This window comes from Gordonia alkaliphila, assembly GCF_039542465.1.
Classification (GTDB): domain Bacteria; phylum Actinomycetota; class Actinomycetes; order Mycobacteriales; family Mycobacteriaceae; genus Gordonia; species Gordonia alkaliphila.
The window spans coordinates 19,290-42,552 of the sequence record NZ_BAABIE010000014.1; the positions used below are offsets into that span (position 1 = coordinate 19,290).

Below are 23,263 nucleotides of genomic sequence, written 5' to 3' on the forward strand. Positions count from 1 at the left end.
CCTGTTCTTCTCAGTTGTCGAGGTTGGCGATCTCGTTGACCACCGCGGACGGAATCCGTTCTGCGGCAATCACTTCGCTGCCTTCCGCGGCCAGCGCCGCGCCCAGGTCCCGCGCCCATACCAGTTCGAGTGCGACGATGGCGGCGCTCTCGCCGACCTCGAGCGACTCGGCCAGCAGGGCGATGTCCTCGTCGCCGGTGAGGCCCGGCAGCGCCAAGTCCATGATCTCGATGCCGACCGCGTCGAGCGACAGTTCGGTGGCCTCGATCTCGTCCTCACCGGCTCGGGTCACCAGCACCAGATCAAGGATGCGGACGGTGCCGGCCCTGACCTGTGCCGCGAGCGCGGCGAGCACCTGCGGTGATATTCCCGTATCGGGCATCGAGACCATCATCAACTCGACGGGGCCGAGCAGAGACGAGTTGTCGGTCATGATTCTCCTGAAGTCGATGGGTTGTTCCCATCCACAGTATGCCTCGACCGTCGGATCAGCGACGTAACCGGCGCCCGGCGTCGAACCGCTCTTCTCGCTGCCCCAGATGCCACGCGTGCCAGCGCCGCCAACGCCGCATCGACGACGCCTGCACCCACCGGTCGACGCCCGGCGACAGCCGGCGCGCCACCTCGGTCGCGACGATCAGGGGTGCGCGCAGGATGAGCACCGCGAGCCCGGGCAGACCGCTCGGCAGCCGATAGTGCCGCCGATTCCACGGGAGCATGAACAGCCGCGTGTACCCGGCCTGCAGGTGCAGGTGATACTTGGCGCGCAGCCGGGTCAGGCCCCGCATGCCGGCGGGCGGCTCGAACGACGGCACGAAGCCCTCCACCAGCTCGGGTCCGAGCGGCCCGGAGTCGTGTTTGCGGGTGGCATCGAAGTAGTACAGCAGCCGCACGCCGTCGAGCACCGACTCCGGATACATCTCGTCGACGCGGCAGCCCACCAGGTGGCCGAGGTAGCGGTTGAAGTGCAGCACCGCGCGGATCTCGGCCGGACTGGTCACGAAACCCAGGGCGTACAGGCCGAGCGCCGGGCCCACGCTGCCACCGAGCAGCGTCAGCATCATTTCGCTCTGGCTGATCGGCAGACCGTGTGCCGCGCTGTCCCACTCCGGATGCTCGGCCACGCGGGCCCGCACCGACACGTGCATCACGCGCACCTTCAGCGAGACCTCGCGCGCCCGCGAGCCGGGTGTCAGCACCGCCCCGGGCTGGCACACCTCCAACCACCAGCGACTGGTCTCCAGGTACCGGTGCAGCGCGCTGGCCCCGGCGTAGCCGCCCGACAGGGACAGCGGAATCGCCAGGGAGCCTTCGGTATACGTGTCCATGGTGCCCGCGTTGCCGACCGCCCCGAGGCTGTAGCCCCAGCGCCGCCAGACCGCGGCGCCCTGCTCGATCAGCACGGGGTCCACCCAGTCCGGGACGGTCTCGAACTCGGTGAACAGGGCACGCATCGACTCCGGGGCGTCATCGATCCCGTCGATCCCGACGGCCAGCGCCTCGTCGAGCAACTCCCGGGCGCGCTCGGCGCCCATCTCGCCGTGATAGGTCTCGGCGACGAATCGCTCGGCCACCGGATCGCCCGCGGTGTGCCCGGCGAGGAACTGCGCGGCCACCGCGGGCCGCGGCAGCAGTTCGAAGCCGGTGAATCGCTTGACCCGGTCCCGCACCCGCTGGTGGGCCTCATTGACGACGAGTTCCATGGCTCTCCTTGTATCACCTACCGTTAGATACAAATCTACAATCTTGTCTCACGGCACGGTAGGTGCGCGCCATCGGTTAGGGTCAGGGCGATATGTAGGCCGCCGTATCTGGAGGAAGTCATGCAGCTCAGCGTCGTCTGGACCATCAACGCCAAATCGGTCGCGATCGGCCGCGCCATCGAGAGCTTGAGCGCACTGCACAACGAAGGTTTTCGGCGCGTGTGGTCCACCCAGATGCCCTACGAGCCGGACGCCCTGACGGCGATCGCGGTGGCCGGCCGCGAGGTCCCCGGCATCGAGTTCGGCACCAGCGTGCTGCCGATGCAGAACCAACATCCGATGTCCCTGGCGCAGCGCGCGCTGACCACCAATTCGATCATCGGCGGCCGCCTCAACCTCGGCCTCGGCCTCAGCCACCAGGTGGTCACCGAGGGCATGTGGGGCATCCCCTACAACAAGCCGGTGCAGCGCACCAACGAGGTGCTCGACGGCCTGCTTCCCCTCCTCGCCGGCGAAAAGGCCAATGCGCCAGGCGATTTCGTCACCACCCGCGGCGCCCTCAGCTTTGTGGACGCGCCCGTTCCGCCGGTCTACCTGGCCGCGCTCGGCCCCAAGATGCTCGGCGTCGCCGGTCGTCGCACGGCGGGCACGGTCACCTGGATGACCGGTCCGACGACCCTGCGCGACCACATCGTGCCGACCCTGCACGCCGCGGCCACCGACGCCGGTCGGCCGGCCGGTGCCGTGCGCACCGTCGCCATACTGCCGGTGAGCGTCACCGACGACGCGGTCGGCGCCCGCGCAGCCGCCGCCGAGCAGTTCGCGATCTACAACACCCTGCCGTCGTACCGGGCGATGCTCGACCGCGAGGGCTACGAAGCGTCCACGGATGCGGCGATCATCGGCGACGAGGCCGCCGTGACCGCCCGCATCCAGCAGGTCGCCGACGCCGGGGTCGACGAGTTCGTCGCCATCCTCTTCGATCGCGATCCCGAGGCCCGCGCCCGCACCCGGGCGCTCCTGCGGCGGCTCGACGACCTGGCGCCCTCCGGCGTCTGAGTCCGGATCAGGCGGTGTCGACGCGGCGCTGCGGGTCCGACGACCACTGCGAGTAGGAACCCGGGTACAGCGCGGCGCCGTCGATCCCGGCGACCTCCAGCGCCGCGATCTCGTGCGCCGCGTTGACGCCGGAACCGCAGTAGACGACGACCGGCCGGGAATCGGCACCGAGCGCGGCGAAACGCGCCCGCAGTTCGTCGGCGGAACGGAAAGTGCCTGTGGCAGTGAGGTTTTCGGTGGTCGGCGCGCTCACCGCACCCGGGATGTGGCCGGGCCGCGGATCCACCGGCTCCACCTCGCCGCGGTAGCGCTCAGCCGCGCGGGCATCCAGCAGCAGCGCCTGCGTCCCGGCGACCTCGTCGATGTCGGCGACGGGCAGGCGCCCGCCGGTCAGTGTCACATTGCCGACGCGCGGCACGGCATCGCCGGAGGACAATCGCATCCCGGCGTCGCGCCAGGCACCCAGTCCGCCGTCGAGCAGCTGGACCTGCGCGATGCCGGCCCAGCGCAGTAGCCACCACGCACGCGCGGCGACGGTGCCGCCGGCGTCGTCGTAGACCACCACGGGCACGCCGAAGTCGATGCCCCACCGGCGGGCGGCGGCCTGCAGCGTGTCGAGGTGGGGCAGCGGGTGACGGCCCTGTTCCGCGCTCGGCGGCGCCGCCAGCTCGGTATTCAGGTCGACGTAGACCGCACCCGGCAGGTGCCCCGCCTTGTAGCGGGCGAACCCGTCGTCGGACCCCAACTGCCACCGCACGTCGAGCACCACCGGCGGCCGCGGCCCCAGCATGGCCTCGGCCAGGTCGTTTACCCCGATCAACACGTCCGACATCGCTTCCCTCTCCTCGCCGTCGGCGCTCCCACCGACGCTCCCACCCTACGAGCCCCCTCCCCACCCCCGCGTGGCTGGGAGAGGCGGGCGCGGGGGTCAGGCGCGCTCGAGGAGGAAGAAGTACGGGTGCGGCGAGTTCCGCGTGTCCATCGCGCCGAGGAGGGTGTCCGGCGCGAGGAGGCGGAAGTGGTCGATGATCGGCAGGTCGTCATAGACCATGGCCGCGCTGACCTGTCCCCGGTACGACACCTCGCGCAGGCGGGCGCGGTACTTGCGGGTGCGCAGCAGGCGGAACGCCGCGCGGCCACCCGGCGGCAGCACCTTGGGCACCGTGTCGCCGAAGCGGTTCAGCGTGCCGAGCGGCAGCAGCTTGGGGTTCACCGCGTACAGCGATCCCGGCGCGCCGAACAGCAACGGGTGCACCTCCTCGGCCGACGCGAAACGCTTGCCGTACCAGCCGGACACGTCGAGCAGCCCGTCCATCGCGTGACCGGTGGGGACCTCGCTGCCGTGCCACGTGCCGAGGATCTGCTCGACGGTCACCGGCGGCAGAGAGTCGAACAGGTCCTCGGCGGCGACGGCGTCGACGCCGGCCTGCAGGGTCAGCACATCGGTCATCACGCCACCGTAGCCGGATCGGTCGTCGACGCAGTGTCCTCACCCGAAACGCCGTGCGGCACAGGGCATCCACCCGGGAAGGTACCGAGCTGTTCGGTCACCACTTCGCCCGCCCGATAGGTCTTCATGCGGCTGCTGTGCTCGAAGTCCTTGGCGCGCAACCGCGGCGGCATGAGACGCACGAACGCCGCGCGAGCGGCCATGGCGCCCAACGAGACTCGGCGCACGATGGGCGACGGCGCCTCGTACCGTAAGGCCGCCCGCAGCGGCTCGTCCATCAGCGCCCGAGAGAACTGGTTCACGATCGGGCGCAGCGCCGTGGGATAGAAGGTGCTCAGCAGGTCGAGCGTCAGGTCGGCCACCGCGCGCCCGCCCTCGTCGTAGGCGAAGTGCTCGGCCTCGTAGGAATCGAGCAGGTCGGCGAACTCCTCGTAGGTCTCCGGCATGTCCTGGATGTTCATGTGCCGACCGAGCTTGCGGTAGAAGTGCACCGTCGCGACCACTTCGTCGTAGGTCATCGTGCGCCAGCCGTAGTCGTCGATCCACCGCTTGGGCACCACCACGAAGGTGGCGAGCACGTACCGCATGTCGTCGTTGGAGATGTCGTACGCCCGGTGCATCTGGTTGATCCGCCGGAGCGCGGTCTTACCCTCGGCCGAATCGAAACCGCAGACCAGTGGACGCTCCAGCAGGATCGCGGTGTCGTCGTACCGCTTCTGCGTGTCGGCGAAACCGCCGGACTCATGCAGCAGCCGTCCGACGCTCGGCACCGCGTAGGTGCGGAAGAGCGCGAAGCTGAGCGCCTGGTTGAAGTCCCACGGGAAGTCGTACTGCGAGAGGTTGCGGTAGATCTGCTCGTAGTCGGTGCGCGGGTCCAGTCCGCGATTGCGATCCCAGCGAAGCATGGTGATGACCTTTCGTTGCGTGCGATCACCATAAGTCACCTTATGTCCACTGGCAAGGGGTCATCGCCGAACATGGCAGAATCGATGGACATGAGCCGTGAACAGCGCGAACAGGCAGCCGAGGAGACCTCACCGTTGCGCGACCGCTTCCTGGCGGCGGGCATGCAGGTCCTGGCGCGCGACGGCTACGGCGGCTTCAAGCAGGCGGCGGTATGCGCCGAGACCGGCCTCACCACCGGCGCTTTCTACCACTCGTTCCGCAACTGGAAGGCCTTCGAAACCGCGCTCATCGCGCACTGGCGCAGCGAGGCGACGGACCGGCTCGTGGCCTGGCTCGACGTCCAACCGTCCCCGCACGAGCGGGTCGAAGCACTCATCGCCGTCGCACTCGGCCTACCCCACCGCTCCGAGGCCGCCCTGCGCGTATGGGCGGCGAGCGATGACGACGTACGTGCCGCCCTGCTCGCCGTCGACGAGAAACGACGCCAGGCCGTCGCCCGCTATACCTGCGAACTCGGCGTTCCCGCCGAGCACGCCGAGCGACTGGCCGCCACGTCGATGCTGCTGCTGATCGGCCACGAGGGGGCAGGCACCGATCTGGCCGACCTCGAATGGAGCATGCGCCACCTGCTGATGACCGATCCCTACGTTCAGGAGGCGCTGGCCGCATCGATGGCGGCCGCCGCTCAGACGTCGGAGTAGTCGGCCACCTGTCCGCGCGAGGGCGCCTTGTACATCGACCACAGCATCCGCGGCAGTTCGGGCAGCGGCAGACGCGCCGGCCAGTCCCGCGGCCGCAGCAGCGCCTCGGTGCCGCCGTCGACGGTGATCACCGAGCCGACCATGAAGTCCGCGGCCGGCGACAGCATCACGGCGATCCATTCGTCGATCTGCTCGGGCGTGCCGTACTCGCGCGCGGGCACCGGGAACGACCGCACCTGCTTGCCGGTGCCGCTGGCGAGCTGGCCCCGCAACAGCGGCGTCAGCACCGGCCCGGGGGCCAGCAGATTCAGCCGGATACCGGCACCCGCCCACGCCGCCGACACCGCTTCACGGCGGCACCAGTAGCTCACCGCCAGCTTGGATGCGGCGTACGCAGCCGGCGCCGACAGCGGACCACGACGACGGAGTGTCCGCGCCGCCCCCTCGGTGTCGCCGCGCAGCAACTGCCGGATCGCACGACGGGGCACCAACGGCGTGGACGTGGTCGAGTTGGAGCCGATCACCACCACCTTGGCCTTCTCCGACTTCGCCAGCGCGGGGCGCAGACCGGTCAGCAACTCGGTGACACCGAGCACGTTCACCTCGACGATCGTCCGCTCGGCACCCGGCTTGGGTCCGAGACCGGCGGCCAGCACCGCGCCGTCGAGCACCCCGTCGCAGCTGCCCAACACCTCGTCGATCGCCCTTTGCCGACCCTCCGGGGTGGACAGATCGGCCACCACCTCGGCGTCGGCGCGGTCCACGCCGATCACTCGATGCCCCTCGGCCCGCAGCCGTTGCGCGGTCTGCGCACCCATGCCCGACGCCGAGCCGGTGACCAAAAAGATTCCCATGATTTGCTTCCCATCGAGCCGGTGAACGGTCAGTCAGCACGTGATCTTCTGGCGCGATCTTTAGACATCAGTGCGCTCTCACGGAAAACTGACCCTATGCGACGAACGATAGCGGCAGTCACGGTCGGCCTGGCGCTACTACTGGTCGGCGGCGGTCCGGGTCTCGCGCTCGCCGCCCCCGACGACGCCGGCGCGCCGACCAACAGCGGCGCCGGCCTGAGCATCGGACTCGACTACCTCGGCGCCGGAGCGACGGTGACCCTGCCCGGCCAGGATTACGCGTACCCGCTGACCGTCTCGGTGCCGCCCGGCACCGCGCCGACCGTGCTGCGCGGCACCGTCGCGCTGCCGCCGTGGGTCACCGGCGGCACCGTCGACGTCCGGCAGGGCGAGCGCCTGATCTCCCGCACCGCGGTGCCGACCACGCCGAACGCGGCGATCGCGCTGCCGCTGACCGGACTTCGCGTGGACGAGAGGACCAACTCGGCGAATCTGACTCTGCAGAGCTACCTGCGCACTGACGGCTTCTGCCAGTTCGATCCCGCCCAGGCCTTCCGACTCACCGATGCCCGTATCGAGTTCGCCGGACGACCCGCCGGCGTCCGCACAGTCGGCGACTTCCTGCCGCCGGTACTCACCAAGCTGACCCTGTATGTGCCGAGCGATCCGCGCGAGGCCGAGGGCGCCGCGGCGGTGGACGTGGCCGCCGCCGTCGTCGCCCGGTACCAGAACGTGCCCGTGCAGATCGTCACCCGCTCCCTGCCGCGCACCGCCCTGCGCCCGCCGGTCGCGACGAGTCCGTTCGAACGGCAGATCGTGATCGCCGAGGACCTCACGGCGGGCCTGGCGGTGGTCGACGACCGCTACCTGACGCTGGGCGGACCGGACCTGAGCCGGACCGCGGCCTTCCTCACCTCGGACCTGTCGTCGTTGGCCATGGCCGCCGCCGCGGTCCCCGGTCCCGGCGTGGCCGCCCCGCAGCTGCCGCGCGCCGTCACCACGTTGGCCGACCTCGATGTCACCGACCAGCAGGTCACCACCACGGGCTGGCCGTCGCTGTCGATCGGCATCGACCAGACCCGCATCGGACGGCCCGTCAAGGACGTCCGTATCCAGTTGCGCGGCACCTACACCCCGCCGCCGTCCGGCAGCGGGGGCCGCGTGGTGGTCCGCGCCGGCGACACCGTCGTGGACTCGTGGCCGACCGAGTCGCACGGCGGCTTCGACACCTGGGTGACGCTGCCCGACGCCGTCAACCGCTTCACCGACGTCACCGTCACCGTCGAGCGCGGCGACAGCGGAACCCTCTGCGGCGACGCCCACCGGACCAGCCTGTCGCTGTCCGCGGACGGCCTCGTCGAATCCACGCCCGCCGACCCGCCCGTTCCGCCCGGTTTCGGCTCGCTCCCGCAAACGCTGCTGCCGCGGACCCAGCTGGCCTGGACCACCGGGGACCTCGCCGACATCGGCCGCGCCGTGCAGATCGTGACCGGCCTGCAGCGGATGTCGGCGACGCCGCTGGGCATCGACACGGTGGCGGTTTCGGCGCTCAATCCGAAGCTGCCCGCGGTACTGATCGCCGCCGACGGCGAGGGCCTCGGCGACCTACCGCTACCGGTCAAGCGCACCGGGCAGGGCGAGATCACGGTGAACTATGTGGGCGGCGGCCCCGCGGTGACGAACATCCCGCAGGTCCCGTTCGGTTCGCTCCAGGTGGTCCGCCAGAACGACCGCACCGTCCTGGTGGCCACCTCGACGGGTGCACCTGAGCTCCTCGACACCGCCTTGACGTGGCTCGACGACGACCAGAACCGATGGTCGGCGCTCGACGGCACCGCCCTGCTGCAGACCGCCGACCAGCAGCCGGTGCTGGCGGTTCCGCCGACCATCGCCCACGAGGCGGACCGCGGACTGTCCACCGGGGCATGGATCGGGATCGGCGCAGCGGTCGCGGTGGCCGCCCTGGTCAGCAGCGCCCTGATCCTGCGGCGCCGGGGCCGACGACCGGCACCCGGTGACGCCGACGCCGGGCCGTGACCGCACCGGCGCCGCACGCACCGGCTCCATCGGATGAGGCGTCCGTAGCGCGGACGCCGCTGCGGGAGCGCCCGCTCGTCGTCCTCGCGTGGCGGTGGTCGGCGCTGCTGATCCTGACCGTCGCGGCCTTCTGGGACACCCTCGGATCGGTCGGGATGGAACTCGGCGAGGGCACTCTGCTCACCTACCTCCCGGCGGCCGCGGGGCTGTGCGTGCTCGCCGCCATCGGCGTGAGCGTCCGGCACGAGAACGAACCGCCGATCTACGACCGGGACACCGACCACATCGTCGGCATCGTGACGCTGATCCTCGCGACCGCGCTGCTGGGCCTGTTGAATCGCCGCTACCTGCCCGCCTACCTGATGACCCGCACGGACCTGCTGGCACTGGTGGTCTTCCTGTTCGCCGGCTGCGTGCTGCTGTTCGGATTGCGCCCCGCCCTCCGCTACCGGTGGGTGTGGGTGCTGAGCCTGTCCCTGTTCCCGCTGCCGTACCGGGTGCTGGTGATCTCGCTCGGCAACAGTCGCCTGGACGCCGGCGTCGTGATGTTGGTGCTGGGCGTCGCAGCCACCGCAGTGGCCGTCGGCACCACCCGTCGGCGCGCTGTCATCGGCGCCGTCGCCGCGGCGTTCTCGGGCGCCGTGGTGCTCGCCGTCCTGCTCCTGGTGGCGCCGGAGGCCGGTCTCGCGGTGTACCACTGGGTGCCCGCGTTCGGCTGCGGCGCCGCGATCGCGATCTTCGCGTACGTGCAGCGCCGGTTCCCCGATCGGACGCTCAAACCGCTGCCGCACCGGGACGTACGACCGCCCACCGCCGCCGACAACCGCACCGGCACCCTGATCCTGATCGTGTTCACCGTGGTCTTGAACCTGATCGGCGCGCCGACGGTGACGCCGAACGACGGTGTGTACATCGCGGGCATGCGCAGCGAACCACCGCTGCTGGTGCCGTCCGGCTGGCGGCAGATCGAGGCCACCGGCCCGTTTCCGGCCACCGTGAACGGCTGGCAGGCGACGGGGATGCGCCAGATCCTGGAGCAGAACGTCGGCGATCCGGCGTTCGACGTGCACGCCCGGCCACGGCGCGTGGTGGTCGACGCCGTCGAGTCCGCCGTGCCGCTCACCTTCGACATCTATCCGGCCTCCGTGCGCTATGCGGTCTCCGGTGTCCGCACCTCGATCGGCCGGCCCGTCGAGCTGCCGCATGGGATCCTCGGCACCCTGTCCACCGTGGTCGACGACCAGCGTCTACTCACCTACAACGCGCTGTCGTGGCGGTGGAACAACGGCCGAAGGACGCAAGAGGTCACCCTGATCTCGGTGGACAACCACGAGCCGACGGCACAGTTCCTGCAGCTGCGCCGACCGGAGGAGACACTGGATCTCGTCAACGACATCTTGACCCGCGTCTTCCGCGGCAACGCCGTCACCCAGGATCTCGACCCCCGGTTCAAGGATTACGACCTCCTCGTGAAATTGGCCGGCGACCTGATCGACACCCAGATCGCCGCCGCCGAGAGATCGCGATGATCAGCCACCCCGCCGGTTCCCCGGCCACCCGCCCCGTCGCCGAACTGATGGCGAACGACGATTACTGTCAGGCCGCGCTCGTCGAAGCCGTCGACGGGCTGCGCACACGTTTTCCGGATGCTTCGGCCGCCGTCGCCTTCACTCGGCCGCAGAAGACCATCGGATTCGCGGTGGCCGCGGTGGCCGCGGTGGCTGCCGTGCTCTGGCCTCTGCCGACCGCCGCGACCGTCGTCTCGCTGATGACCGTCGTCTACATCCTGGCGATGACCGACCGCCTGCTCCTGTTTCGACGCGGCCTGGTCAACGGCGCCATCGCCGTGACCGACGAACGCGCCCGCGCCATCGACGACGACGCGCTGCCCACCTACACGGTGCTGGTGCCCGCCTACGGCGAACCCGAGGTGATCGGCGACCTGATCGCCCACATGCGGGCGCTGGAGTATCCGCAGGAGAAGATCCAGGTGCTCCTGCTGTTGGAGGCCGACGACACGCCCACCATCGAGGCGGCGCGAAGCATGGGCGAGGATCCGATCGTCACCATGGTGCTGGTGCCGCCGGCCGAGCCGCGCACCAAACCCAAGGCCTGCAACTACGGCATGGCCTTCGCGACCGGTGAGATCATCACCATCTACGACGCCGAGGACGAACCCGATCCGCTGCAACTGCGCCGCGTGGCCGCCGCCTTCGAGGATGCCGACGACGACGTGGTGTGCGTGCAGGGCAAACTCTCCTTCCACAACGCCACCGACAACCTGCTCACCCGCTGGTTCACCGCCGACTACGGCATCTGGTTCGGCACGCTGCTCCCCGGCATCATGGCCAGTCGTTCGCCCATCCCGCTGGGCGGCACGTCGAACCATTTCCGACGCACCCTGCTCGACGAGATCGGCGCGTGGGATCCGCACAACGTGACCGAGGACGCCGACCTCGGCATCCGGATCGCGGCGCGCGGCTATCGCACCGAGGTGATCGACTCGGTGACGATCGAAGAAGCCAATGTCGACGGCATCAACTGGATTCGCCAGCGTTCGCGCTGGTACAAGGGCTACATGCAGACGTGGTTGGTCCACATGCGCCATCCCCTCCAGTTGTGGCGGACGCTCGGCGCGGTGCAGGTCTACCGGTTCACCATGTTGTTGGCCGGCACCCCGCTGATCGCCTGCGTCAACATGGCGTTCTGGCTCATTCTGGTGATCTGGATCAGCGGTGAACCGACCGCGATCGCCGCCCTGTTCCCCGGGCCCGTCTACTACCTGGCGCTGATCTCCCTGGTGATCGGCAACAGCGCGATGATCTACATGAACATCGTCGCCATCCGGGAGGAACGTCGTCCCGAGCTGTTCTGGTCGGCGCTGATCGTCCCGTTCTACTGGGTCCTCATGTCGATCGCCGCGATCAAGGGCATGTGGCAGCTGATCACCAGCCCGTCGTACTGGGAGAAGACCGTCCACGGCCTCACGAGCAGCAGCACGAAGAACGACGAGGCCGCCGACCCCGACGGCGCCGCGAGCGCAGCGCCGTGACCGCCCCGGACCGGGCGCGACAGCGGGACATGCAGCGCCGTCGCACCAGGTTGCGCCCGAACGGGTGGCTGGTCTTCGCGCTGTGCTGGTTGGCGTACCTGACGGTGGGCTACTACCTCGCTGTGGACCAGCAGTTTTTCTTCGGCGACGCGCTCTCCCGTGTGCAGGCCGCGCAGAGCGTCCTGTTCAGCCGCGATCCGCACCTGTCGGCGATCGGCTTCATCTTCACGCCGCTGACGGCGCTGGTCCAACTGCCGTTGATCGCCGTGTCGCCAGTGTTCCCGATACTCACCGTTGATGCACTGTCGGCCGTCATCATGTCGTCGGCGTTCATGGCCGGGTCCGTGGCGATGCTCTACGGGATCGGCCGTGATCGCGGGGTGCCACCCGTATTGCTGGCGATCGTCGTCGCCGCCTACGCGGTGAACCCGATGATCGTGCTCTACGCCGCGAACGGCATGAGCGAAGCGCCGTCGTTGTTCTTCCTGCTGTGGACGGCGCGCCGGATGATCCGCTGGGTGGACACCGACGACGTCCACGACCTCGTCACCGCCGGCATCGCACTCGCCCTGGGCTTCCTCACCCGCTACGACCTGGGCGCGGCCGCGGTGATCACCGCAGTCTTCGTCGCCACCGTGACATATCGACGCCCGGATCGGACCCGACGTCGGGACCGCGCGCTGATCGACGCCGGACTGGTGCTCCTGCCCGCGGCCGCAGCCTTCGTGGTCTGGTCACTCACCAGTTGGATCATCAACGGCGAACTGCTCGCCCAGTTCACCTCCGAGTACGGCAACGCGGCGATCATCGCCGAATCGGGCGGCAGCGGCTCGTCCTCCCTCGGGTCGGCGCTCGGCTTCTCGTTCACCGAGATGTTCCTGCTGGCCCCGCTCCTTCCCGTGCTGTTGGCCGTCGTCGCAGTGTGGCGGTGGCGACGACGCCGCCTCCGCCCCCTGGTGGCAGCCATCGTCGCCGGTGGCGCGGTCCTCGCCTTCCAGACCTCGACCTACGCGCTCGGCTCCACCTTCGGCTTCCTGCGCTTCTATCTCGCGGTGGTGCCGCTGATGGCCACCGTCGCGTTGCTCGCCGTGCCCGAACGCCGCACCGTGCCGCACCGTCGTCTCGGACACGACGCCCAAGTGCCGCCCCTCTTACCGCCCGGTCGCCACCGGCTGCGGTCGGCGGCTGCGGCGGCACTCGCCGCGGTCACCATGGTGGCGGCGATCGGCGTCACCGCGGTCGGGATCACCTCGCCCCGGTACGCGCCGCAGGAGTTCGCGCTCGCCACCATCGTCCACCCGCAGCCCGACTCGGTGGACCCGGTGCACCTCGACGCCCGCACAGTGGCCCGGTCGTTCTCCACCGAACGCCAACTCGCCGAGTACCTCGACGCCCTCGACCTCCCCGACGGCGCGGTGCTCACCGATACCGTCTACGGGTTCGCGGTGGTGGCCAGGTCGGCCCGACCCAGCCAGTTCGTCATCCCGTCCGACCAGGACTTCGCGGAGATCCTCAACGATCCCGCACGGTACCGCGTCCAATATCTGCTCAGTGTGCCCAACACCGGGCGCGGACGCTCGGACGCGCTCAACCTCCGCTACCCGACGCTGTACGAGAACGGCGCCGACGTGGGCGTCCTCACGCTGGAGGCGCCCAATCAGGGAGCGGACCTCCCGGACTGGCGGATCTATCGCGTCCTACCCCGCCAGGTCGAGCTCCCGTGAGACGCGCAGCTGCCGGCGACCTGTTCGTCGTCGTCGTCGTCGCGGTGATCGCGCTCGCCGTCGGCGTCGTCGTTCGCGGCGACGATCGGCCGACGACCACCGAACCGGTCGCCGCGGTCACCGTCGACAGCACTCGACTGTTGCTCGACGGTGAGCCCTGGTGGCCGGTCGGCTACAACGCCTACCAGCTCACCACCGACTGGTCGCTCAATGTCGGCTGCGGCGCGCAAGTGAACCTGGACGAGTACTTCGGCGCTCTCCCAGCACGTTCGCTGACCCGATTCGCGCTCCTCGCGCCGTCGACGGTCCGCTCCGACGACGGCACCATCGACTACGCCGCCGCCGACGCGGTGTTCGCGGCGGCCGCCCGTCACGACCAGTTGGTGCTGCCCGTCCTGGCGTCCGGCGACGGCGCCTGCGACGGTGAGACCGTCAAAGACATCGACTTCTATCGGGGGCAGTGGCGTACCCGGCAGGCCAGCGCGCACGGCAGCTACGCCGACTGGGTGCGCACGGCGGTGCAGCGCTGGCACGACGCTCCCGCTCTGGTCGGCTGGACGGCGGTCGGCGAGCCCGAGCCCGTGACCTGCCTCGACGCCGCATGCACCGCACCGAGCGGCCGGACCTGTGCACCAGACGCAGCCGAGGTGCTGCGCACCTTCTACGACGACGTCGGTGCGCTGATCGACGAGATCGATCCCGACCACCTCATATTCGCCGGCCTGCTGGGCGGTGACCAGTGCGGCAGCGCGGGCCCGGCCTACGCGAACCTCGGCGCGTCCCCGGGGATCGACGTCCTCGAGTATCACCTGTACCCCACCGATGCCCTGGTCCCCGTCGACGCACGACTGCCCGCTCGCATCGAGATCGCGAAGGACGTGCACAAGCCGCTGCTGGTCGCCGAGGTGGGTATCGAGGCCGGATCGTGCCGTCCCCTGGCCCAACGCGCAGATCTGCTTCGCGCGCAGATCGACACGGCCCGCGATCTCGGCGGCGCGGGCGCTCTCGTGTGGTCGTACGTGCCCGACCCGCGCCCCTCCGAATGCACCTACGACATCGGTCCGGGCGACCCGCTGTGGCCCCGTCTGAACTGACAGCTCAGCCCTCGGTGGCGGCCGGCGGAATCCGGTAGACGCGCTGCGCGTTCTCGGCGAACAGGTGGGCAAGCAGGTAGTCGCCACGCGGACCCAGGACGTCGAGCAGCGCGCCGACGGTCACGCCGATCGTCGCGTTGTGACTGTCCAGCGGCGCATTGGAGCCGAAGATCACCCGCTCGGGACCGAAGCGGTCCACCACGTGCAGCACCAGCGGCCCGATCATGTCGGCCAGGATGCGTTGCCCGCCGATGTTCCCCGCCTTCTCGTCGCCGTAACCGAGGAGTTGCGAGGCGATACCGCTGATCTTCACCAGCACGTTCGGCCGAGCCGCGAGCATGGCCATCCGCTCGCGCCACAGGCTCAGGATGTCCGCCCGCGCGGCGGCCGTCGCGCCCGTCGAACTACCGATGGGCCCGAAGACGCCGACCGGCAGACCCATGTGCTCGACGACGATCGTGGTCTCCGGGAATTCCGCGGCCAGCTCGGCCAGTTGCGCCAATTCGTGTGAGTAACACAGGGATTCGAAGATCAGCCCGCGCTCGGCGAGCCGGGCGAAGGCCTTCCGGAAGATCGGCGAGTCGAGAGCATCCGGTTCGGTAGACCAGTCGCGCACCAGCGGGTCCGGATGCCGTCCCCAGCGCAGTCGCACGCCGCGGATCAAGCTTTCCTCGTCGTCGAGCACCGTGCGCACACCCAGTCCGGCGACGCGTTCGTCGCCGGGGACGATCAGTCCGCCCAGTGCGGGCGACGGGGCGCCGTAAGACAGCTCCCGCAGGGTGCGCATGTCTTCAGCGATCGCTTCGGGCGCCTCATTGATCGACACCCGCCGCCGCCACTGCGCGTCCACCGGCAGCACCGCAGCGACCGGAACTCCGGCCACCGAGGCCAGTCCCGCCGTGTCGCGCACATACTCGCGCATCTGATAGCGCGCAGACAGCAGACCCGGGCCCGCGACTCCGCTGAGACTCTGCTCATCGGCGATCCGGGTGGCCAAGCGCACGAGCGGATCGGGCAGCGCGCGCAGAATCGGCGTCGGCACCCGGCCGATGCGCGGCAGACCCCACGGCGGTCTACGCGGATCGAAGAAGTTCACATGAGCGTCCACGATCCCCGGTACACGTCCAGCCAAGGTCGCCACCCTTTTCAGCGTGCCACATTCGCGTGCGCGGCGCGCGCCGACGGCACGACGAGACCGACCGGACTACTCTGTGTAGTCGACTGTGTGACGTCGATGCGAGCGACGCCGAGGGGCGATGCCGACGGTGCCCGGGAAGGAGCGAAGGACGTGAGCGGAGCAACTCCACCGGTGCTGCACCGGCTGCGGGACCTGATTGACGCGGACCGAGACGGCTTCGCGCAGAAGGTCTTTGCGCGATTCTTCGGCAACTCGCCGGAGTTGCGCGACCTGTTCCCCGCGCACATGAGTCACGTCCGCGAGGCCTTCGTCGACGTTCTCGACCACGTGCTCGACGTACTTCCCGGCGACTCCGGGCACGAGGAGCTCATCGAACTGCTCGCGCAGCTGGGGCGGGACCACCGCAAGTATGGGGTCACCGACGCCCACTACAACCAGATGGCGCAGGCGCTGGTCACCGAGTCCGCGCGGCTGCTCGGCACCGAGTGGAACACCGAATCCGCCGAGACCGTGGCCCAGGGCATGCTCCTGACCACCGGCGTGATGCGCGGCGCCGCGCAGACGGTGGAGGGCCCGGCCACCTGGCGGGCACGCGTGGTGCAGAAGTTCACCATCAACCGCGAGCGCGCCGTGATCCGCCTGGTGGCCGTCGATCCGATGCCGCCGTTCCACTCCGGCCAGTACCTGGAGACGCAGATCCCGCAGTGGCCGCACGTGTGGCGCAACCTGTCGCCCGCGATCCCGCCGAACGACGCCGGCGAGCTCGAGTTCCACGTGCGCGCCGTACCGGGCGGCGCGTTCAGCGCCGCCGTCGTGGCCGAGACCGCACCCGGCGACGTGTGGACCTTTGCGCAGTCGCACGGACGGCTGCGCATCGACGGCGACCGGCCCGTGCTGATGGTGGCCGGCGGTACCGGACTGGCCCCGCTGCGCGCCCTGCTCCTGGAGATGGCGCGCCGGGCCGACACCCCGCCCACGCATCTCTTCTACGGCGCACGCTTCCCCGGCGAGCTGTACGACCTCGCCATGCTGCGCGAACTCGCCACCACCAACCCGTGGCTCACCCTCACCGGCGTGGTCGAGGAAACGACGGATCCCTGGTGGATCACCGGCGCCGTGGACCCCGGGCAGTGGGGCGTGTCGATCGCCCGCGGCAAGGTCGGCGACGTCGCCGCGCGGTACGCCGACTGGTCCGACCGCCAGGTGCTCATCGCCGGGCCGCCGGACATGGTGATCTCCACCAAGCTGCGGCTACGGTTGGCGGGGGTGCCCAGCGAGCGGATGCAGCACGACCCCGTCGCTCAGCACTGACGCGACGGGGCCGTACCGGGTCGTCGGTGCCGACGGACCGCTTCTACAACGGCTACTCGACGCGACGACGACGCGGCTGCCACAGCACCACCGAACTGGACCGCTCCACGTGTACCAACTCGCGCTGGCGACTGTTGCCGCCGGTGCCGCGCGACAGTTCCTCCACTGCCCGGTGCAGGGCGGCGACCTCGTCGCTGAGTTCGATGATCCGTTTGATGCCCGCCAGGTTCACACCCTCGTCCTGCGACAACCGCTGGATCTCCCGCAAGCGCTCGACGTCGCGCTGCGAGTAGCGACGGCCGCCGCCCCGGGTCCGTTTCGGGGTCACCAGGCCGAGCCGGTCGTAGGTGCGCAGAGTCTGCGCATGCATGCCGGACAGTTCGGCGGCCACCGAGATCAGGAAGGTGGCCGAGTCCGGAACCGACTGGTTCTCACGCACCGGCCACTGCGGCGTCGAGCCGGCGCGTTCGCTCTTGCTCTCGCGCATACCCGATCACCGCCCCCAGCCCGCCCGAGGATCGAAGCCCGCGGCCTGCTCGGCTGCGGCGTAGGCCTTCATCGCCTCCACCGCGGAGTCGTCGAGCTTCGGCGGTACCGCGACCTTCACGGTCACCAGCAGGTCGCCCACGCCGCCGGCCCGCTTCGGCACGCCGCGGCCCTTGAGCCGCAACGTCCGACCGTCGGCGGTGTTCGGCGGGATCTTCACCCCGACCGAACCGTCGAGCGTCGGCACCGACACCGTGGTGCCCAGCACCAGTTCCGAGATGCTCACCGGCAGTTGCAGTTTCAGGTCGTGCCCACTGCGGGTGAACAGCCGGTCCGGCGTGATGTGCACCGTCACGTACAGGTCGCCCGACGGCGCACCGCGCCGTCCCGCCTCGCCCTGGCCGGTCAGCCGGATGCGCTGGCCGTCCTCGACGCCGACCGGGATCTTCACGTTGATGGTCCGCGGTCGGACCTGGATGCCGCTGCCGGAGCAGTCGGCGCACGGCTCGTCGATCTTCGTACCGGTGCCCTGGCACTCGGGATCGGGCTCGGCGAAGCCGAAGTGTCCCTGGTCCCGCTGCAGGAAGCCGGTGCCGTTGCACGAGGTGCAGGTGCGCGGGCTGGTGCCCGGCTTGGCGCCGCTGCCGTGACACGTGGTGCACGGCGACGGGCTGGTCACCCGCAGGCTGATCGTGTTGCCCTTGACCGCATCGCGGAAGGCGAGGGTGGTCTCGGTCTCCAGATCGTTGCCGCGGCGCGGTCGCTGCGGCTGCTGCTGGCGCGTTCGGGAACGCGATCGGCCGCCGCCGCCGAAGATGTCGCCGAAGTCGAAGCCGCCCATGCCTGCGCCGCCGCCCGCACCGCCGAACAGGTCACCGAGGTCGAAGCCCCCGGCCCCGCCGGTGGTGGTGTAGCCGCCACCGCCGAAGCCGCCGGCCCCGTCGCCGCGGAATCGTCCGCTGGCCATGAGCGCGCGCGCTTCGTCGTACTCCTTGCGCTTCTCCACGTCCGACAGGACGCTGTTGGCTTCGGAGACCTTCTTGAAACGTTCTTCGGCTGCGCTGTCACCGGGATTCCGGTCCGGGTGCAGCTGCGCCGCCAACTTCCGGTAGGCCTTCTTGATGTCACTGGCCGAAGCGTCCGAAGCGACGCCCAGATCGGAGTAGAAGTCACGGTCGAGCCATTCTCGTTGCACCGCCACTCTTCGTCACCTCCTTGGTTCTCCCTAGTTCTTCTAGTTTCTTCGAATGTAGTGCTGCGCGTCCGGCTGTGGGCCGGACGGAAAGTCTGTGTCTGTGCGGCGACCACCGCGGGACCGGCGCGATCGCTCGCTGCCGGTCCCGCGTGGCGCGCTAGGCGTCGCCCGCAGTGGGGGCGTCGCTGGGGGCGGCGTCGGTGACGGTCACCATCGCGTGGCGAATCACCTTGTCGCCCAATCGATATCCGGCGCGGTACACCAGGCCGAGGACCAGATCCGAGCCGGTGGCATCGTTCTGGATCGCCTCGTGCAGCTCCGGATCGAAGGCGTCGCCCGGTTCCCCGAACTTCACCAGTTGCTCGCCCGCCAGGACCTCGCCGAGCTTGTCGGCGAAGGCCTTCAGCGGCCCGTCGACGAGATCGCCGTGCTCACGTGCACGATCGAGATCATCGAGGATGGGCAGCAGCTTGTCGACCAGCTTCTGTCGCCCGCTCGAAGCCGCCTGCGCGAACTCCTCGGCACTGCGCCGACGGAAGTTCACGAACTGGGCCCGCTCGCGCTGCAGCGCCTCGGTCAACTCGGCCACCTGCGGATCGTCCACCGCCTCCGCGGCGGGAGCCTGCTCGGCTTCCGCCGCGGCTGCGGCCTCGTCAGTCGCGGCGTCCACGGCCGGTTCGTTCTCGCCCGCGCCGCCCGGCTGCGTCACTTCTGCTCGTCCGCAGGGTCTTCCACGACCTCGGCGTCGACGACGTCGTCGTCGTTGCCGCCCGTGGCGCCTGCTGCGGCGTCGCTGCCGGCTTCGGACTCAGCGTTGGCGTAGATCGCCTGACCCATCGCCTGCGAACGCTCCGAGAGCTTCTCGATCGCGCTGCGGATGGCTGCCGAGTCGGTGCCCTTGAGGGCTTCCTTGGCTTCGTCGACCGCCGCCTTGACGTCGGTGACGACCTCCGCCGGAACCTTGTCCTCGTTGTCCTTCAGCACCTTCTCGGTCTGATTCACCAGCGACTCGGCCTGGTTGCGGGTCTCGGCCTCCTCGCGACGCTGACGGTCTTCCTCAGCGTGCAGCTCGGCGTCCTTGACCATGCGGTCGATCTCGTCCTTGGACAGACCGGAGCCGTCCTGGATCCGGATGCTGTTCTCCTTGCCGGTGCCCTTGTCCTTCGCGGTGACGTGCACGATGCCGTTGGCGTCGATGTCGAAGGTCACCTCGATCTGCGGGACACCCTGCGGGGCAGGTGCGATGCCGCCCAGCTCGAAGCTGCCGAGCAGCTTGTTGTGGGCCGCGATGTCGCGCTCACCCTGGTACACCTGGATCTGCACCGACGGCTGGCTGTCTTCGGCCGTGGTGTAGGTCTCCGAGCGCTTGGTCGGGATGGTGGTGTTGCGCTCGATCAGCTTGTGCATCACGCCGCCCTTGGTCTCGATACCGAGGGACAGCGGGGTCACGTCGAGCAGCAGCACGTCCTTGACCTCGCCGCGCAGCACGCCGGCCTGCAGGGCAGCGCCCACCGCGACGACCTCGTCCGGGTTCACACCCTTGTTCGGCTCGCGACCGTTGGTCAGATCCTTCACCAGCTCCGAGACGGCGGGCATACGGGTGGAGCCGCCGACCAGGACCACCTGGTGGATGTCGTCGATCTTGATGCTGGCGTCGGCGATGACCGCCTCGAACGGCTTGCGGCAGCGATCCAGCAGGTCCTGGGTGATCTTCTGGAACTCGCTACGCGAGAGGGTCTCGTCCAGGAACAGCGGGTTCTTGTCCGCGTCGACGGTGATGTACGGCAGGTTGATCGTGGTGCTCTGCGAGGCAGACAGCTCGATCTTGGCCTTCTCCGCAGCCTCACGCAGACGCTGCATCGCCATCTTGTCCTTGGTCAGGTCCATGCCAGAGCTGGCCTTGAACTTCTCGACGAGCCATTCCACGACACGCTCATCCCAGTCGTCGCCGCCCAGCTCATTGTCGCCGGAGGTCGCACGGACCTCTACGACGCCGTCGCCGATCTCCAGGAGGGAGACGTCGAAGGTGCCTCCACCGAGGTCGAAGACCAGGATGGTCTGCTCGTTGCCGCCCTTGTCCAGGCCGTACGCGAGAGCCGCAGCGGTGGGCTCGTTGACGATACGGAGCACCTCGAGGCCGGCGATCTGGCCGGCTTCCTTGGTGGCCTGACGCTGCGCGTCGTTGAAGTAGGCCGGCACGGTGATGACGGCTTCGGTGACGTCCTCGCCCAGGTAGGCCTCGGCGTCGCGCTTGAGCTTCATCAGCGTACGAGCGCTGATCTCCTGCGGGGTGTACTTCTTATCGTCGATCTCCACCGACCAGTTGGCGTCGCCCATGTGGCGCTTCACCGAGCGGACGGTGCGGTCGACGTTGGTGACGGCCTGGTTCTTGGCGGGCTGGCCCACCAGGACCTCGCCGTTGCGCGCGAAAGCGACGACGGACGGCGTGGTGCGCGAACCTTCCGCGTTGGTGACGACGACGGCTTCGCCACCTTCCAGCACCGCGAGTGCGGAGTTGGTGGTGCCGAGGTCGATTCCGACAGCACGTGACATGTGTGTTCCTCCTCGTTCCGGCTCAGCGAGCCGCTTGTCTTTTCCGGCCTGACGGCCTGTGGTCTGCAAATCCAATCTGCGAAACCTCAGTGCCTCACACTCAACTGATAGTCGCGGGATCCGAACCCGTCAACCTTAGTTGAGTCTGCAACACTCAGGTTTCTCGATCGGTTCAACCTCCCACCGGCCACCGTTGTTCCCAGAGTTGAGCCTTTCCGACTGAGGTTTATCGTGATCCTGGTCACCCGACCACGGGCTGCGTGGGCCATCTGCGTCGATGGGATGATGAGGAAGGCAAGACGTGACGCGTACCGGCCGCGACCGCGCGGCCGACAACGAAGGAGCAGCCATGTACCTGGCCACCATCCGCCTGGGCGACACCACGCGTGCAGTCAAACGCATCGAGCGCGACGGCCAGACGCAACTGATCGATCTCGGCTACCCCGACGTGCGGGCAGTGCTCGAGGATCCCGAAGGTCTGACGAGGGCCGCGGCCGTCGTCGACGGCACCGTGTACGCGGCCGGCGCCGCCGACTTCGCACCGCCGGTGGTGGACCCGGACAAGGTGGTCTGCGTGGCCCACAACTACGGCGAGCACTTCAACCTCCTCAGCCTGAGCGTGCCCGAGCATCCGCGCCTGTCCACCAAGTTCTCCAGCGCCCTCATCGGGCCGAACGACCCGATCGTCGTGCCGTCCGATTCGCACGCCCTCGACCCCGCCGTGGAACTGACCATCATCATCGGCAAGTCCGTCCGCCACGCCGACGACGACGAGGCGGCCGCCGCCATCGCCGGATTCACCGTGCTCAACGACGTCGCCGACCGCAGCCTGGCGTTCGAGACCGACGAGTGGGCGCTCGGCGACGCGTGGGACCGCTCCACCCCGATGGGCCCCTACGTGGTGACTCCGGACGAACTGTCCGGCGGCATCCGCCCGACGCTGACGCTGTCCACCCGTGTCGACGACACCGAGGTACAGACCGGCGACACCGCCGACCTGCACTTCGATCCGGTGCACGTGGTGCGCCGCGTCTCCCGCTTCATGCAGCTCTCCCCCGGCGACGTCATCGCGACCGGCAGCCCGGTGACGCCCGTGCACCGGCACGGGGCCGACGCCCACTTGAAGCCCGGCCAGGTGGTGGTCGCCGCCATCGACGGCATCGGCGAGTGCCGCAACACCGTCGTCGCACAATGACCGGCCACGTCAGCTACGAGGTGCGCGGGCAGGTCGCGCACGTCCGACTGAACCGGCCGGAGAAGCTCAACGCCCTCACCCTGGACATGATCGACGAGTTGGCTCGCCTCGCCGACCGCGCGGCCAAGGACCGGTCGCTGCGCGCCGTGGTGATCGCCGGCGAAGGATCGTCGTTCAGTTCCGGGCTCGATTTCGCCTCCACGGCCGACCAGCGCGGCCGGATCATGCGGGCGCTGGTCCCCAAGCGCCGCTCGGCCGCCAACAACTTCCAGGCGGCGGGCTGGGCCTGGCGCTCGGTTCCGGTCCCGGTGATCGCGGTGGTCAGCGGCCATTGCTACGGCGGCGGCCTGCAGATCGCACTCGGCGCGGACTTCCGGTTCGCCACGCCCGACGCCGACTTCTCGATCATGGAATCCCGCTGGGGCCTGATCCCGGACATGTCGCTGTCGGCGAGCATCGCTCAGCTCACCTCGATCGACGTCGCCAAGCGTCTCACCATGACCGGCGAGAGGTTCGACGCCGCGCAGGCACTGGAGTGGGGCCTGGTCAGCGGGGTGTCCGACGATCCGTTCGCAGCCGCCGACGAGCTGATCGCGGCGATCTCGCAGCGGTCGCCGGACGCGGTGGCCGCGTCCAAAGCCCTGTTCGAGCAGACCTGGTACAACGGCTCGCGCCTGTCGTTCCCGGTGGAGCAGGCCCTGCAGGTCCGCCTGCTGACCGGCCGCAACCACACCGCCGCCCGCAAGGCCGGCATGGCCAAGACCGCCCCCGTTTTCACCGACCGCCAGTTCTGAGTTCTCGACGT

21 protein-coding genes are annotated in these 23,263 nt (G+C 69.4%); 10 read left to right on the top strand and 11 right to left on the bottom strand.

Translation table 11 applies throughout. The annotated features are described in order from the left end of the window. Positions 1 to 10: 10 nt before the first annotated feature. The gene (locus tag ABD989_RS14325; RefSeq protein ID WP_246993671.1) at positions 11 to 433 is read right to left on the bottom strand and encodes a DUF6325 family protein; all 423 of its coding nucleotides are present in this window, start codon (positions 431 to 433) and stop codon (positions 11 to 13) included. Positions 434 to 488: 55 nt separating this feature from the next. Beyond that, positions 489 to 1,703, bottom strand: a complete 1,215-nt coding sequence (locus tag ABD989_RS14330; protein WP_345313998.1) for an oxygenase MpaB family protein — start codon at positions 1,701 to 1,703, stop codon at positions 489 to 491. A gap of 120 nt (positions 1,704 to 1,823) precedes the next feature. Here ABD989_RS14330 and ABD989_RS14335 point away from each other — a divergent pair, with 120 nt between their 5' ends. Further along, entirely contained in the window at positions 1,824 to 2,762 is a 939-nt protein-coding gene (locus tag ABD989_RS14335; protein WP_345313999.1) for a TIGR03564 family F420-dependent LLM class oxidoreductase, read from the top strand. A 7-nt stretch (positions 2,763 to 2,769) separates the two neighbouring features. Here ABD989_RS14335 and ABD989_RS14340 read toward each other — a convergent pair whose 3' ends face one another. From ABD989_RS14340 to ABD989_RS14350, 3 genes are all read right to left on the bottom strand, one after another. Next, positions 2,770 to 3,594: a sulfurtransferase gene (locus ABD989_RS14340; protein WP_345314000.1), complete on the bottom strand. Its 825-nt coding sequence runs from the start codon at positions 3,592 to 3,594 to the stop codon at positions 2,770 to 2,772. A gap of 96 nt (positions 3,595 to 3,690) precedes the next feature. Then, positions 3,691 to 4,212: a DUF4334 domain-containing protein gene (locus ABD989_RS14345; RefSeq protein WP_345314001.1), complete on the bottom strand. Its 522-nt coding sequence runs from the start codon at positions 4,210 to 4,212 to the stop codon at positions 3,691 to 3,693. Then, positions 4,212 to 5,117, bottom strand: a complete 906-nt coding sequence (locus ABD989_RS14350; RefSeq protein ID WP_345314002.1) for an oxygenase MpaB family protein — start codon at positions 5,115 to 5,117, stop codon at positions 4,212 to 4,214. Before ABD989_RS14350 ends, ABD989_RS14345 begins: the two co-directional genes overlap by 1 nt. A 90-nt stretch (positions 5,118 to 5,207) precedes the next feature. On the opposite strand from ABD989_RS14350, the gene ABD989_RS14355 reads away from it, so the two are divergent. Beyond that, entirely contained in the window at positions 5,208 to 5,819 is a 612-nt protein-coding gene (locus ABD989_RS14355) for a TetR/AcrR family transcriptional regulator (protein ID WP_345314003.1), read from the top strand. On the opposite strand, the gene ABD989_RS14360 is transcribed toward ABD989_RS14355, so the two are convergent. Beyond that, positions 5,804 to 6,673: an SDR family oxidoreductase gene (locus ABD989_RS14360; RefSeq protein WP_345314004.1), complete on the bottom strand. Its 870-nt coding sequence runs from the start codon at positions 6,671 to 6,673 to the stop codon at positions 5,804 to 5,806. The two genes, ABD989_RS14355 and ABD989_RS14360, sit on opposite strands and share 16 nt — an antisense overlap. 96 nt (positions 6,674 to 6,769) lie before the next feature. Here ABD989_RS14360 and ABD989_RS14365 point away from each other — a divergent pair, with 96 nt between their 5' ends. From ABD989_RS14365 to ABD989_RS14385, 5 genes are read left to right on the top strand one after another with little or no spacing between them, the layout of a single operon-like run. Further along, a complete protein-coding gene (locus ABD989_RS14365; RefSeq protein ID WP_246993664.1) occupies positions 6,770 to 8,710 on the top strand; it encodes a hypothetical protein in 1,941 nt (646 codons plus the stop codon). Beyond that, positions 8,707 to 10,239, top strand: a complete 1,533-nt coding sequence (locus ABD989_RS14370; protein WP_345314005.1) for a hypothetical protein — start codon at positions 8,707 to 8,709, stop codon at positions 10,237 to 10,239. The genes ABD989_RS14365 and ABD989_RS14370 overlap by 4 nt, the downstream gene beginning before the upstream one ends. Beyond that, positions 10,236 to 11,762, top strand: a complete 1,527-nt coding sequence (locus ABD989_RS14375) for a glycosyltransferase family 2 protein (protein WP_345314006.1) — start codon at positions 10,236 to 10,238, stop codon at positions 11,760 to 11,762. The genes ABD989_RS14370 and ABD989_RS14375 overlap by 4 nt, the downstream gene beginning before the upstream one ends. 29 nt (positions 11,763 to 11,791) lie before the next feature. Continuing rightward, complete coding sequence (locus tag ABD989_RS14380) at positions 11,792 to 13,486, top strand: ArnT family glycosyltransferase (RefSeq protein ID WP_345314050.1); 1,695 nt, start codon at positions 11,792 to 11,794, stop codon at positions 13,484 to 13,486. Further along, positions 13,483 to 14,580 (top strand): glycoside hydrolase 5 family protein, encoded by a 1,098-nt coding sequence (locus ABD989_RS14385; protein WP_345314007.1) that lies wholly within the window; start codon positions 13,483 to 13,485, stop codon positions 14,578 to 14,580. The genes ABD989_RS14380 and ABD989_RS14385 overlap by 4 nt, the downstream gene beginning before the upstream one ends. A gap of 4 nt (positions 14,581 to 14,584) precedes the next feature. Here ABD989_RS14385 and ABD989_RS14390 read toward each other — a convergent pair whose 3' ends face one another. Next, positions 14,585 to 15,721 (bottom strand): amidohydrolase family protein, encoded by a 1,137-nt coding sequence (locus ABD989_RS14390; protein ID WP_345314008.1) that lies wholly within the window; start codon positions 15,719 to 15,721, stop codon positions 14,585 to 14,587. 147 nt (positions 15,722 to 15,868) lie between these two features. On the opposite strand from ABD989_RS14390, the gene ABD989_RS14395 reads away from it, so the two are divergent. After that, the gene (locus ABD989_RS14395) at positions 15,869 to 17,029 is read left to right on the top strand and encodes an FAD-binding oxidoreductase (RefSeq protein ID WP_345314009.1); all 1,161 of its coding nucleotides are present in this window, start codon (positions 15,869 to 15,871) and stop codon (positions 17,027 to 17,029) included. 52 nt (positions 17,030 to 17,081) lie between these two features. Here ABD989_RS14395 and ABD989_RS14400 read toward each other — a convergent pair whose 3' ends face one another. The 4 genes from ABD989_RS14400 to dnaK form a co-directional block, all read right to left on the bottom strand. After that, on the bottom strand, positions 17,082 to 17,516 hold the full coding sequence (locus tag ABD989_RS14400; RefSeq protein WP_345314010.1) for a heat shock protein transcriptional repressor HspR: 435 nt from the start codon (positions 17,514 to 17,516) through the stop codon (positions 17,082 to 17,084). A gap of 6 nt (positions 17,517 to 17,522) precedes the next feature. Next, positions 17,523 to 18,716: a molecular chaperone DnaJ gene (gene dnaJ, locus ABD989_RS14405; protein WP_345314011.1), complete on the bottom strand. Its 1,194-nt coding sequence runs from the start codon at positions 18,714 to 18,716 to the stop codon at positions 17,523 to 17,525. Between the two features lie 151 nt (positions 18,717 to 18,867). After that, positions 18,868 to 19,419, bottom strand: a complete 552-nt coding sequence (gene grpE, locus ABD989_RS14410) for a nucleotide exchange factor GrpE (RefSeq protein ID WP_345314012.1) — start codon at positions 19,417 to 19,419, stop codon at positions 18,868 to 18,870. After that, positions 19,416 to 21,263: a molecular chaperone DnaK gene (gene dnaK / locus ABD989_RS14415; protein ID WP_345314013.1), complete on the bottom strand. Its 1,848-nt coding sequence runs from the start codon at positions 21,261 to 21,263 to the stop codon at positions 19,416 to 19,418. Before dnaK ends, grpE begins: the two co-directional genes overlap by 4 nt. Before the next feature lie 301 nt (positions 21,264 to 21,564). Here dnaK and ABD989_RS14420 point away from each other — a divergent pair, with 301 nt between their 5' ends. Further along, the gene (locus tag ABD989_RS14420) at positions 21,565 to 22,458 is read left to right on the top strand and encodes a fumarylacetoacetate hydrolase family protein (protein WP_345314014.1); all 894 of its coding nucleotides are present in this window, start codon (positions 21,565 to 21,567) and stop codon (positions 22,456 to 22,458) included. Further along, positions 22,455 to 23,252: a crotonase/enoyl-CoA hydratase family protein gene (locus ABD989_RS14425; RefSeq protein WP_345314015.1), complete on the top strand. Its 798-nt coding sequence runs from the start codon at positions 22,455 to 22,457 to the stop codon at positions 23,250 to 23,252. Before ABD989_RS14420 ends, ABD989_RS14425 begins: the two co-directional genes overlap by 4 nt. Positions 23,253 to 23,263 lie beyond the last annotated feature (11 nt).